At 34.2% G+C, this 13423-nt stretch carries 11 protein-coding genes; 4 read left to right on the top strand and 7 right to left on the bottom strand.

Going from position 1 to position 13423, the window contains the following annotated elements; genetic code table 11:
* Positions 1 to 14: 14 nt before the first annotated feature.
* The 5 genes from JM658_RS04175 to JM658_RS04155 all read right to left on the bottom strand — a co-directional run bounded on the left by JM658_RS04175 (position 15) and on the right by JM658_RS04155 (position 6491).
* Complete coding sequence (locus JM658_RS04175; RefSeq protein ID WP_236957971.1) at positions 15 to 1700, bottom strand: XAC2610-related protein; 1686 nt, start codon at positions 1698 to 1700, stop codon at positions 15 to 17.
* A 62-nt stretch (positions 1701 to 1762) separates the two neighbouring features.
* Positions 1763 to 3520: an aromatic amino acid hydroxylase gene (locus JM658_RS04170; RefSeq protein WP_236957970.1), complete on the bottom strand. Its 1758-nt coding sequence runs from the start codon at positions 3518 to 3520 to the stop codon at positions 1763 to 1765.
* Between the two features lie 150 nt (positions 3521 to 3670).
* A complete protein-coding gene (locus JM658_RS04165) occupies positions 3671 to 4234 on the bottom strand; it encodes a DUF4136 domain-containing protein (RefSeq protein ID WP_236957969.1) in 564 nt (187 codons plus the stop codon).
* 73 nt (positions 4235 to 4307) lie between these two features.
* Positions 4308 to 6299 (bottom strand): urocanate hydratase, encoded by a 1992-nt coding sequence (locus tag JM658_RS04160; RefSeq protein ID WP_236957968.1) that lies wholly within the window; start codon positions 6297 to 6299, stop codon positions 4308 to 4310.
* Positions 6300 to 6338: 39 nt separating this feature from the next.
* On the bottom strand, positions 6339 to 6491 hold the full coding sequence (locus JM658_RS04155; protein ID WP_236957967.1) for a DUF5522 domain-containing protein: 153 nt from the start codon (positions 6489 to 6491) through the stop codon (positions 6339 to 6341).
* A 132-nt stretch (positions 6492 to 6623) separates the two neighbouring features.
* On the opposite strand from JM658_RS04155, the gene JM658_RS04150 reads away from it, so the two are divergent.
* Genes JM658_RS04150 through hemL form a run of 4 tightly spaced genes read left to right on the top strand, consistent with a single transcriptional unit; the run spans position 6624 to position 9993 of the window.
* On the top strand, positions 6624 to 6950 hold the full coding sequence (locus JM658_RS04150) for a hypothetical protein (RefSeq protein ID WP_236957966.1): 327 nt from the start codon (positions 6624 to 6626) through the stop codon (positions 6948 to 6950).
* A 43-nt stretch (positions 6951 to 6993) separates the two neighbouring features.
* Positions 6994 to 7890, top strand: a complete 897-nt coding sequence (locus JM658_RS04145) for a 1-aminocyclopropane-1-carboxylate deaminase/D-cysteine desulfhydrase (protein WP_236957965.1) — start codon at positions 6994 to 6996, stop codon at positions 7888 to 7890.
* Positions 7887 to 8699: a glucosaminidase domain-containing protein gene (locus JM658_RS04140; protein WP_236957964.1), complete on the top strand. Its 813-nt coding sequence runs from the start codon at positions 7887 to 7889 to the stop codon at positions 8697 to 8699. Before JM658_RS04145 ends, JM658_RS04140 begins: the two co-directional genes overlap by 4 nt.
* A gap of 10 nt (positions 8700 to 8709) precedes the next feature.
* Positions 8710 to 9993, top strand: a complete 1284-nt coding sequence (hemL, locus tag JM658_RS04135; RefSeq protein WP_236957963.1) for a glutamate-1-semialdehyde 2,1-aminomutase — start codon at positions 8710 to 8712, stop codon at positions 9991 to 9993.
* 116 nt (positions 9994 to 10109) lie between these two features.
* On the opposite strand, the gene JM658_RS04130 is transcribed toward hemL, so the two are convergent.
* Together JM658_RS04130 and alaS are read right to left on the bottom strand one after the other, a co-directional pair.
* Complete coding sequence (locus JM658_RS04130; RefSeq protein ID WP_236957962.1) at positions 10110 to 10577, bottom strand: hypothetical protein; 468 nt, start codon at positions 10575 to 10577, stop codon at positions 10110 to 10112.
* A 170-nt stretch (positions 10578 to 10747) separates the two neighbouring features.
* Positions 10748 to 13363 carry an alanine--tRNA ligase gene (alaS, locus tag JM658_RS04125; RefSeq protein WP_236958064.1) on the bottom strand — a complete coding sequence of 872 codons (2616 nt, stop codon included), beginning with the start codon at positions 13361 to 13363 and terminating at the stop codon, positions 10748 to 10750.
* Positions 13364 to 13423 lie beyond the last annotated feature (60 nt).

Here is a 13423-nt window from a genome sequence, read left to right as displayed (position 1 = left end):
ATATGGCAAGCATTTTATTTTATAATTTGCTCTCTAATCCAGCTTAAAAATTCGTTCTTAAAGTCGCCCTTATTCCAAACTTTACCTTTTGCAATATCATCACTTTTTTCAACGACGGCACTATTCTGTGTTTTTTGATAATGGATAGAAATTTTATCATTTGAATTTGTACTCCAATAAGTTTCTTTGTACAAAATTTCACCTTTGTCTCCTATTCTTATAATTCGTGCACTGTAATTATTATTTCCTGTACTAGAAGTATAAATAGCAGATCTGTTATCTTTATCTATTAATATATATGGCGCCATTGAAGGGCCTGTAAAAGCAGGAGTCTTAATAAAAGTATTTGTTTCCGGCTGATATAAATAAACAGCATAGGTTGTATTTCTATTAAGATCAAAACCTTCCGGAAAACTAAGGTCTGTATAACCATCAAAATTAATATCAAAATCTGCTACATCGTAATTTTGCTCAGATAAACTCCCAATATTCATTGGCTTTTTAATCGGAGAAAGAGGAGCTTCAAAAACAAAAGTGGTATCTTCTATTCTAATCATATCTCTTTTAGAAACAGACACCTCCACTTTAGTAGGATTGGCATTTGTCTTTCTTGTATATCTAACTGAATAACGCCATTTTGCATGCATCTGGTTTATTTCAAAAGGCTTGCTATACACAAAGAAAGTAGTGTCTATTAAAGACTCATAATACTGAGGATAACTATATTCAAGGTCAAAAGAATCTATCGTTTTTAATGAGAAGTTAAAGTCTTTATTATAGCTATAATTTTTTATTACTGAATCTACTTTATAAGCCACCACATGCTCAGAATTTTTATCTTGTTCTTCTGAAATTTCATATGCTTTAAAAACAGAATCGTTTACAAAAACACTACTATATTTTTTATGTTTCCCATCTACCTTCTCTTCTCCACTTAAAGTGATATTAGTAAGCACCCTTTTAGGGTTTCTTATTATCAATTTTTCAAGAATGCGCGTACTATCCACAAAATAAAACGTATTAAGAGCGGTAGCATCTTGTAAATCTAGCAAACCATTAGAACGATATATATTTGCGCCGCTCGCTAAAGTATCCAAGATAGAGTCGCCTTTTATCAATCGATCCTTTCTGATGGTAAAAAACTTATCTGCATCATCGATATTGAAATTAAATGTTTTCTTCGGCAATAAATCGAAATAGAAATTTGCTGTTCGTGTAGCTTTTCTTATGGATACTGGTGTAGATTTAAAATCAATATCATAAGCACTAAAGCTATTATTAGTTACGTTGTGAGTATAAATTTTGTAACTGTTATCTGCTGTTTTATCAATCCTAAAAACGCTTCCATCAATTCTAGAAGTTATTGTCTTGTTATCTTTTATAACAGCTGTTTGCTTAAACTCTTCAAGTTTACCAGATTTTTTTGCCTTCCCATAAAGATTCATCACCAAAAAAACGGAATCTATTGGTCTCTTTATTTTGGCTTTATAATAAATAGAATCTTCTGTAGAAAGATTATTATTCTTTACTCTCAACATATCTTTTATACGTTGCTCATCAGAAATTACACGCTGACGCTTTTGAGAAAGTCTTAGAGAGTCTGCTTCCGTAGTAAGCCTCGTCTTATGTGTATCATCATCTTTACAAGCAACATTTGCTAATAGAAAGATAAATCCGAGAATAAATAAGTATTTTTTCAAACTAAATGACAATTGAATTTGGGTAAAAATATAAAATCTTTTTTACAGCGTCCATTATTATATTACTTCACTAAGGCTTCATCTACTAAAGAAATACCATCATCTATAAGATGCCCCACTTTAGGACGATCTCTTTTTACTTTTTCTAAATGCTGAAGAATTTCCATAGCAAAATCATCATCCCCATTTGTCTTAGCGAGCTCATAAAGTTCTACAGAAAGCAACCAATCTTCAGGATAAAACTCCTGTAATTGTTCGAACACTTTATGTCTCGATATTGTTTTATTTTTCCCGTCTCTATATTCTCTAACCTGAAGATATAAAGCCTCAAGCTTCTTAGTCTCCTCACTTTTAACCTGCTTCTTAGTTTCCTCCGTCTGACGATGAGTTATTAAATCAAAACTATTTATATCAGCTGGCCCACTATAGGCAGAAATCGCTTCCTTTCCTACCGCAAGATTATAAACACCCCATGAAGGTTCAAATAAAACCTCATCTTCATATTTAACAGTACAATTATCAAAACTGATGAGTATAATTTTACCCATTAGATTTCGAGTTCCAGTAATAATAGTTCCAGAAACGGTAACACCACCTTCAAACTCTAAAACCACATTATGACCTTCATAAATATTATAAGCCTTTAGGTCGCGAGGACTCATATCTTCTATAGCCAGATTGATCCCTTTTAGTTTACCAATAGGGCTTCCAAAACCTTGAGGATGTTGTTTTATTCCATGCCCCACCAGCTCTTTATCACGATAAGAAAGCGCGGTTTCACTACTTGTTTGAAAGTAAATTGGTTTTCCTTCATACTCAATCACCTCAGAAAAAACACCAGAGATTTGAATTCCAGTACTCAGTTCCACAGTTCCTAATGCATTAGAATTTATAAGCTTTTCGAATCCTGATAAACCTCCTTTTCGAAGCGCCATTTTATTAGCAAACTCTTCTAAAATCAAACTTAAATAAGCAAAATCAGGAGTAATAAAAAGTTGTGGCTGAGGCTTTGTAATATCAAAATCTTGATATGTAGCTTGAATATTATAAGGCACCTTTTTTACTTCATTTGTCATACACCATTTGCTTTCTCCAATGGAAGACAATAATCCAGCTCCATAGATTTTTGGTGCATCAAAAGTTCCTATTAAACCATATTCTACTGTCCACCAGTGTAAATTTCTAATCAAAGACATTTCGCTTGGCTCTCCCATATCCTGCTGAAGTTCTTCCACACGTTTTTCAGCTTCCTCAATTTCGGCAATGGGAACTCCATCGGCTTCTTTAACTATTGATAAATGACGAATAGCCTCATACATTTCGTAATCTTTAGCGCTAGAAATGGCTTTACAACCAATTTCTCCAAAACGTCTTAAATATTCTGCATACTCTGGATTTGCAATAATGGGAGCATGTCCAGCTCCTTCATGGATAATATCTGGCGCAGGTGTATATTCTATATTGTCTAATTGACGAATATCCGATGCGATTACCAGCACATTATAAGCCTGAAATTCCATAAAAGCATTTGGCGGTATAAATCCATCTACGGCAACTGCTGCCCATCCAATGTCTTGAAGGATACGATTCATACCATACATACTAGGAATCTGATCTATAGAAATTCCAGTTTTCTGCAATCCCTCAACATACGATCTATGTGCTACCTTACTCAAGTAGTCTACATTTTTTCGCATTACATATCGCCACACCGCTTGATTAATTGGAGTATAATCATCATAGTTTTGAGGCTTTATAAATTGCTTTAGATGTTTTGGTAAACGATCTAATAAAGGATTGCTTTGATAACCAGTTTGCATAGGCTTAAATTTTATGATTTAAAAATACAAAACCTAGAGATAACCGTTATCTTAAATTATTTTAAAGTTTAACGATTAAGCTCATTCTATAAATTTTAAACATAAAAAAAGCCACATTTATGTGGCTTTTAAATATTATATGGTGTGTTTTTATTGTCCGTTATCTACAGCAGCTACTTGAGTAGTAATTGGAGGAAATTGCTCTAGAATCTCTTTTACAAACATAGTGATACGCTCTTCTTTTTTAGCCATATCTCCACTTGTTACGAGGCTTCCAGTTCCTTTACCTTGCCAAACAAGTTCTTTCTTTTCTGCATCAATCATATCTATATACAGAGAACCTTCAGTTTCCGTAGAAACAGAGTTATATCCTCCTCCCCAATAAGGGTATCCGTAATAACCCCATCCCCAACCAACATTGTTGTATACGCTTACACGGTCAACTTCTTTGGTAAAGATACTTACAAGTACATCTGGATTTGCAGATAATACATAACCCCTATTCTGTAATTCATATTGAATAGAGCGTAAAATTCTTTTTTTATCTAAGTCAGAAATTCCTGCCTTATCGATTCCAGGTTTATAAAATGCAAAAGTTTTGTATTTAGAAAAATCTACATGCCTATCATAATCAGTTGCTACGCTCACTGAAGAGCAAGCCCCCATTAGTAAGGCAACCAGTAACATTCCAGAGAAGAGTTTAATTGTTTTCATTTTATTTCGCTTTAAAGTTTATCGTTTATTATAAATTCCTCCGACTACTAAGTGGAGTAATATCATTTAACTATTATAGCAAATCTTCGTCTACAAAACTCGGTAAAGTCACTTTTAAATCTGGCTCTACTTGCATGGCTCTTTTTATGGCAAATACTGCTTCTTCATTTCTTGCCCAACTTCTTCTTGCAATACCATTATTTACATCCCAAAATAGCATGGACTGCAAACGTTTATCTGCTTCCATACTACCATCAAGAACCATACCAAAACCTCCATTAATAACTTCACCCCAGCCAACACCGCCTCCATTATGGATACTTACCCAGCTAGCTCCTCTAAAACTATCTCCAATAACATTATGTATAGCCATGTCTGCGGTAAAACTCGATCCATCATAAATATTAGAAGTTTCTCGATATGGAGAATCTGTTCCACTAACATCATGATGATCTCTTCCTAATATCACAAAACCAATTTTATTTTCTTCAATCGCCTTATTAAAAGCTTTTGCAATTTTAATCCTACCCTCTGCATCGGCATATAAAATCCTAGCCTGAGAACCTACTACAAGTTTATTTTCTTGTGCAGATTTAATCCATTGGATATTATCTTCTAATTGTTTCTGAATTTCTTCTGGAGCTGTTTCTTTAATCTCTTCTAAAACTTGACAAGCAATAGCGTCTGTTTTCTTTAAATCTTCAGGATCTCCACTAGCACAAACCCATCTAAAAGGACCAAAACCATAATCAAAACACATAGGCCCCATAATATCTTGGACATAACTAGGATACTTAAAATCAATTCCATTAGAAGCCATTACATCTGCTCCTGCACGAGAAGCTTCTAATAAAAATGCGTTTCCATAATCAAAAAAGTATGTCCCTTTATCCGTATGTTTATTTACTGCCGCTGCATGACGACGTAAGCTTTCTTGTACTTTTTCTTTAAAAGCATCAGAATTGCTTGCCATTAGCGCTTGCGATTCTTCCAAAGTTAATCCCACAGGATAATATCCCCCTGCCCACGGATTATGCAACGAAGTCTGATCGGAACCTAAATCTACATGTATATTCTCGACATCAAATTTCTCCCAAACCTCTACTACATTTCCTTCATATGCTATAGAAACAGTCTCTTTAGCTGCTTGCGCCTTCTTTACTCTTGCAGTTAACTCCCCCAAATCAGAAACAACCTCATCAACCCAACCTTGGGAATGTCTTGTTGCAATAGCTTTTGGATTTACTTCAGCACAAACAGTAATACAACCCGCTATATTCCCCGCTTTTGGCTGCGCTCCACTCATACCTCCTAATCCTGAAGTTACAAAAACACCTCCCTCTGGAGATTTTTTAATCTTACGGAAACCATTTAACACTGTTATAGTTGTTCCATGAACAATTCCCTGCGGACCGATATACATATAACTTCCCGCTGTCATCTGTCCATATTGAGTAACACCAAGTGCATTGAATTTCTCCCAATCGTCTTGACTGGAATAATTAGGAATCATCATTCCATTCGTAACAACAACTCTAGGTGCATTTCTGTTTGAAGGAAATAGCCCCATTGGGTGTCCGCTGTACATAACCAGGGTTTGCTCATCATTCATTTCAGCGAGATATTTCATAGTTAGGCGATATTGCGCCCAATTCTGAAAAACAGCTCCATTCCCTCCGTAAGTAATCAATTCATGTGGATGCTGTGCTACTTTTGGGTCGAGATTATTCATAATCATCAACATAATTGCGGCAGCATGCTTAGACTTTGCAGGATATTGATTTATTGGCCTAGCATACATTTCGTAATCAGGACGAAAACGATACATATAAATCCGTCCATATAAATCCAACTCCTCTTTGAATTCTTCAATCAACTCTGCATGAAAACTCTTATCAAAATATCGTAAAGCATTCTTAAGTGCTAATTTCTTCTCTTCAGCAGTTAAAATATCTTTTCGCTTTGGAGCATGATTTACATGCTCATCATATCCCTTTTTAGTAGGAAGACTCGCTGGAATCCCTTCTAAGATCTGATTTTCAAAAGTATTCTGTGTATCAATCATCAAATTATTTTTTTTAAAAAATTGACATTTGCCAATTCGCTATTTTCTTTTCTTATTAAATCCATATGGGCAATGTCTGCAACCATTTTCGCAACAATACCCTCGCTTTAAATGATATTGTTCTGTAAAAACGCGATAGCCTTCAGGCGACAAATAATAATCGCCTTCTTCAGGCTTGAATATTTTTTTCATTTTTATATCTGCTTCTAAGGAGTTCTTTTTTATAAATCAGCTTAAAAACTATGCTAATAAATTTTTATAACTATAAATCCTTATATCTTTACAAAGATAACAGAAAACTACGGCTCTACTAAAAGCTGATTTATGATTCTAATTTTTAAATACATTTTTCCAAAAAGATATGTTGGCCTTACGCTCTGGCCGATAATTATTTTAAAGGAAAACAACCTACGCCAAGACGAAGTATTGATTAACCACGAACGGATTCATTTAAAGCAACAATTAGAATTACTGATTATCCCTTTCTATATCTGGTATACTTTTGAATGGATTATTGGTATTATAAAGTTTAGAAATTTCAATGAAGCTTATAGAAACATAAGCTTTGAAAAAGAGGCCTATCAAAACGAGCGAAATCTAAACTATCTAAACAAGCGCTCTATTTGGGGCTTTTTACATTACTTAAAGTAATTGTTATTTTTATCTTTGCAGCACCACAAATAAACATTCTATTTTGCATAATCAAGAGATTGTTTTAAAAGACACCAAAAAAGCTTCCGTTCGATTATTCATCAAACGAGAAGACTTGATTCATCCTTTTATCTCAGGAAATAAATTCAGAAAATTAAAATATAATATTTCAGAAGCAGAAAAATTAAAGCACCATACGCTTTTAACTTTTGGAGGTGCTTTTTCTAATCATATTGCTGCTACTGCCTATGCAGGATTTGAAAATGGATTAAAAACGATTGGTGTTATTAGAGGTGAAGAACTCGCTGATAAAACTGAGAAAAATGCTACCCTTTCTTTTGCTGAAAAACACGGCATGATATTCAAATATGTAAGTCGTTCTGATTATAGAGAAAAAGAAGACCCCATTTTTACAAATAAATTAAAAGAGGAGTTTGGAGACTTTTTTTTAGTCCCCGAAGGAGGAACAAATAACTTGGCCGTAAAAGGGTGTGAAGAAATTCTAGAAGGCGAAGATTTTAACTTTGATTATATATGTACAGCTGTAGGAACTGGAGGTACTATATCTGGACTAATTAATTGTTCACAAGTTCGTCAACAAGTTTTGGGGTTTCCTGCGCTGAAAGGCAACTTTTTACAAACAGAAATTCGTAAATTTGCGAATCAAGATAACTGGGACCTACAAACTGATTATCATTTTGGCGGATATGCTAAAATTAATCAGGAGTTGATTCATTTTATAAATGAATTTAAAGATGAGACTGGCATTCCTCTCGATCCTGTTTACACAGGAAAAATGATGTTTGGAATACTAAACTTAATTAAAGAAGGTTATTTTAAAGAGCACACAAAAATATTAGCCATTCATACTGGAGGATTGCAAGGTATTTCAGGAATGAACGAACGCTTAAAACAAAAGAATTTACCCCTAATAAAATGATTATAAAACGCCTCATTTTTGCATTTTTTATTGTCTTTTTAGTGAGTTGCGGAGCTAAAAAAAAAGCAGCAGCCAGTAAAAAAGACCCTAGAAAACAACCTACAACAAATACCCAGAATAATACCAACGGAAGCTACAATACCACAGATACGGAAACGTTACAATCAACATCGCGAACTACGGTTTACACGGCCACTGTAGATGAGTATATCGATGTTTTTAGTCCGATTGCTGAGCGCCAAATGCGGAACTATGGAATTCCGGCTAGTATAATTTTAGCGCAAGGAATTTTAGAAAGTGGTGCCGGAAAAGGAGAATTGGTACGAAAAGCCAATAACCATTTCGGCATAAAATGCCACAGTGGATGGACAGGAGAAAGAGCTTATCATGATGATGATGCAAGAGGAGAATGTTTTAGAAAATATAAGTACCCCGAGCTTTCATATCAAGATCACTCTGAATTTCTTACTACCCGAAGTAGATATGCGTTTTTGTTCGATTTAGATAAAGACGATTATCGTGCTTGGGCAAAAGGACTCCGTAAAGCTGGCTATGCAACAGACAGAAGGTATCCTGAAAAACTAATCAGTTTGATAGATAAATATGGCCTTTATAAATATGATGCTGTAGTTTTAGGAACAAATCCTGCAAAGATGAAGCAAGTTGCAGAAATGACCTACAAAGTAAAAAAAGGAGATACCTTGTATTCAATATCGAAACGTTATAATGTTTCTGTTGATGCTATAAAACGAAAAAATGGATTAAGAGATAATAATATTAAAATAGGACAAATATTATATCTAAATTAAAATAGAAAACATGTTATATAAAAGAAGTAGTGCACTTTTTACGGAAGCTAAAAAATATATTCCTGGTGGAGTAAACTCTCCTGTTAGAGCCTTTAATGCTGTAGGTGGAGATCCAATATTTGTTAAGCAGGCGAAAGGAGCATATCTATATGATGCGGATGGAAATAAATTAATTGATTATATAGCATCTTGGGGACCAATGATTTTAGGTCATGCTTTTCAACCAGTTGTAAATGCTGTTATTAGAAAAACAAAATTAGGAACGTCTTTTGGGATGCCAACACAAATAGAAACTGAAATTGCTAAACTAGCTGTTTCTATGGTTCCTAATGTTGATAAAATTCGATTTGTAAACAGTGGTACAGAAGCTTGCATGAGCGCTGTTAGACTTGCGAGAGGTTTTACTGGAAAAGACAAAATCATCAAATTTGCAGGTTGTTATCACGGGCATTCAGATTCTTTTCTGATACAAGCAGGAAGTGGTGCTGTAACATTCGGAAGTCCAAATAGCCCTGGTGTTACCCAAGGAACTGCAAAAGATACTCTACTTGCCAATTACAACGACTTAGAGAGCGTAAAAGCTCTTATCGATGCTAATAAAAATGAAATTTCAGCAATCATTATTGAACCTGTTGCTGGAAACATGGGATGCATTGTTCCTAAAAAAGGATTCTTAGAAGGCTTAAGAAAACTATGTGACGACAATAAAATATTATTAATTTTTGATGAAGTAATGACTGGTTTCCGCCTTGCCCAAGGAGGAGCGCAAGAGTTGCTAAGCGTAAGAGCAGACATTGTTACTTTTGGAAAAGTAATTGGTGGTGGACTCCCAGTTGGAGCTTTTGCCGCTAGAAATGAAATTATGAATCATCTAGCGCCAATTGGACCAGTTTATCAAGCGGGAACTTTAAGCGGAAATCCACTTGCAATGGCTGCTGGACTAACAATGCTTCAAACACTATTTGAGCATGAAGACATCTATAAAAAACTAGCAGATAAGACAGCTTATTTACATATCGGTCTTGAAAAAGCTCTTGAAGAAACAGATCTTACTTATACTATAAACAGGCTAGGATCTATGATTTCTGTTCATTTTACAGATGAAGTTTATGATTTTAAAACTTCTGTAAAAGGAAATAACGATTACTTTAAAAAGTTTTTCCACGGAATGCTGAAAGAGGGAATTTATTTACCTCCAAGTGCTTTTGAAAGTTGGTTCTTAAACGACGCTCTTACATATGAAGATTTAGATAAAACTATTGAAGCTGCAGCCAAAGTAGTTAAAACACTCTAAATTAAAGTGTCCTTATAAAAATAGTGGTGAACACAAAATCATTACAATAAAAAATCCCCGAGAATTCATATCGAAATTCTCGGGGATTTTAGCAATAAACTTAACCAACCAACTTATTATTTTCTAGCAGCCATTCTATGTTCACGTTTACCGTGTTTGTTATGCTGACTTCTTTTCCACATTTTATATTGATCTTCATTTAAGATATTTTTCATTTTAGTTTGAACAGCTAATTGCTCATCCAATTTATTTTTCATCATCTCATAAAGCTCTTCTGAACTTGGCTTCTCACCTTTCTCTTTTTTATCTTTAAAAGTCTCCATCTTAGCTTTATGCTTCGTAGCCATATCTTTATTTAAACTGAAGATATCCTTTTGTTGTGCATCTGAAAGATCTAATTCTAATGCCATTTTTTTAGTTTTTAACTCCGCAATTTGATCAGGGGTTAAATCTTTATACATATCTTTAAAATCTTCTCTTTTCTCTTTTCTATCCTCATTTCTATTTTCTCTTCCTCCTCTTTCTTGTGCAAATGAAGTTGCTGTAATTAATACTAGCGCTAATAAACCTATTGTCTTTTTCATTTTATTAATTTTTAAAATTATTATACTACTAAGACTTCATTACAGAAATAAGGTTTAATCGTTATGAATATTTTAACTAAACTCAGTAATAAAAAAAGCACCAGATTATACCATAAAAAAACTCCCAAACATTGTTGCTTGGGAGTTTTTAATTAAAATTTATTCTTGAATTATGCTATAAAATCTTTTGCTTTTTTAAGCGCTTCTGGGATTCCAGCAGGGTTTTTACCTCCTGCAGTTGCAAAGAAAGGCTGACCACCGCCACCACCTTGGATAAGTTTTCCAAGCTCGCGAACTACTTGTCCTGCATTTAAATCTTTTTCTTTTACAATCTCTTTAGAAACATAGCATGTAAGCATTACTTTTCCATCATTCTCTGAGGCAAATAATAGAAATAAGTTTTTAAACTCACTCCCTAGTTCAAAAGAGAGGTCTTTAATACTCCCCTGATCTAAATCTACTTTCTTAGCTAAGAATCGAACACCGTTTATCTCCTCTAACTCAGCTTTTAGCTCCCCTTTAAGACCTTTTGCTTTATCTTTTAATAGCTGTTCAATTTGCTTTTTCATTGCAGCATTTTCCTCTTGAAGCACTGTTACAGCCTTTATAGGATCTGCACTATTATTTTTTAATAATGCTTTTACTTGCTTGAAAGCTTCTGTTTGATTTGCAAAATATTCTTTTGCGGCATCAAAAGTAATTGCTTCTATTCTTCGAACACCTGCTGCAACGGCACTTTCATTTGTAATTATAAAGTGCCAAATATCACTGGTATTAGCTACATGCGTACCTCCACAAAGCTCCATGCTTTCTCCAAACTTTACAGCACGAACTAAGTCTCCATATTTTTCTCCAAACAAAGCAACAGCTCCTTGATCTATAGCTTCTTGGTATGGCATATGTCTATTTTCTTGCAATGGCAATTGTTCGCGAATTCTTGCATTTACAAAATCTTCAATATGTGTGAGCTCTTCAGAAGTTACTTTTGCAAAGTGAGAAAAATCAAAACGCAAGTAACCACTATGAACCATACTCCCTTTTTGCTCCACATGAGTTCCTAATACACTACGCAATGCTTGGTGCAACAAATGTGTTGCTGTATGATTAGCCGCAGATCGACTACGTTGCTTTTCATCTACAACCGCTCTAAAAGGATCGTTTATATTCTTAGGTAAATTCTTAGAGAAATGTATAATTAGATTATTCTCCTTTTTAGTATCAATAATATAAATAACATCACCATTAGCAGATTCTAAATATCCTTTATCTCCAACTTGACCTCCTCCTTCAGCATAAAAAGGTGTAATATTAAAGACCAATTGATAAAGTTCTCCGTCTTTTTTACTTTCTACTTTTCGGTAGCGTGTAATTCGTACTTGTGTTTCTAATGTGTCGTAACCAACAAATTCTTCAACTGGATCATCAATTAAAACTTCCCAATCTCCAGTTTCTATTTTTGTAGCGGCTCTAGATCTATTCTTTTGTTTTTCTAATTCCTCTTGAAATTCTTTTTCATCCAACTTAAATCCTTTCTCTTGAAGAATAAGCGCTGTTAAATCGATTGGAAAACCATAAGTATCGTATAACTCAAAAGCTTTACTTCCCGAAATCGTCTTATCAGAATTAGAAGCTATAATATTATCCAACAACACCAAACCTTGTGCTAATGTTCTCAAGAAAGAATTTTCTTCTTCTCTTATTACATTGATAATAATATTCTTCTCTTTCTGCAATTCAGGGAAAAATTCTTGCAATTGCTTAATTAAAGTATCTACTAGCTTATAGATAAATGGTTCCTTCTGATCTAAAAAAGTAAATCCGTAGCGAATTGCTCTTCGTAAAATTCTACGAATTACATATCCAGCTCCTGTATTACTAGGCAATTGACCGTCTGCTATTGAAAAGGCTACTGCACGAACATGATCTGCAATCACGCGAATTGCAATATCTATTTCTTCAGTCTTTCCATATTTAGAATTGGTAATTGTTTCTATTTCTCTAATCAGAGGTGTAAATACATCTGTATCGTAGTTACTCTTTTTATCTTGCAACACCATACACAAACGCTCAAATCCTAATCCGGTATCTACGTGTTGTGCTGGTAATTTTTCTAGAGACCCATTGGCTTTTCGGTTAAATTCCATAAAAACCAAATTCCAGATTTCAACCACTTGTGGATGATCTTGATTTACTAAATCTGCACCAGGAGTCTTTGCCTTATCTTCTGCAGAGCGAATATCAACATGAATTTCTGACGAAGGTCCACAAGGCCCTTGATCTCCCATTTCCCAAAAATTATCCTTTTTATTACCAAGAATAATTCTGTCTTCTGGCACAATCTCCTTCCAAAGGTCATATGCTTCTTGATCTATTGGTAGTCCTTCTGCTTCAGCACCTTCAAAAACGGTGATATAAAGAATATCTTTATCAATTTTATATACTTCCGTAAGTAATTCCCATGCCCAGTTAATGGCTTCTTTTTTGAAATAATCTCCAAAACTCCAATTCCCCAACATTTCAAACATAGTATGGTGGTAAGTATCTTTACCTACTTCCTCCAAATCGTTATGTTTCCCACTTACACGAAGGCATTTTTGAGTATCAGTAGCTCGCTTATTTTTTGGCACTTTATTACCTAAAAAATATTCTTTAAACTGATTCATTCCGGCATTCGTAAACATAAGTGTTGGATCATCCTTAACTACCATTGGTGCTGAGGAAACGATCTCATGATTCTTATCTTCAAAAAACTGCAGAAACTGCTTTCTTATCTCTCTGGAATTCATCATAAACTCTTAACTTTTTCTAAAAATTACACTAACTGATAAAACAATTTATATATTTGT

Source organism: Joostella atrarenae (assembly GCF_021764745.1).
Lineage (GTDB): Bacteria > Bacteroidota > Bacteroidia > Flavobacteriales > Flavobacteriaceae > Galbibacter > Galbibacter atrarenae.
The sequence above is the reverse complement of the archived record's forward strand: the minus strand, read 5'-3'. Positions and strand labels throughout refer to the sequence as shown.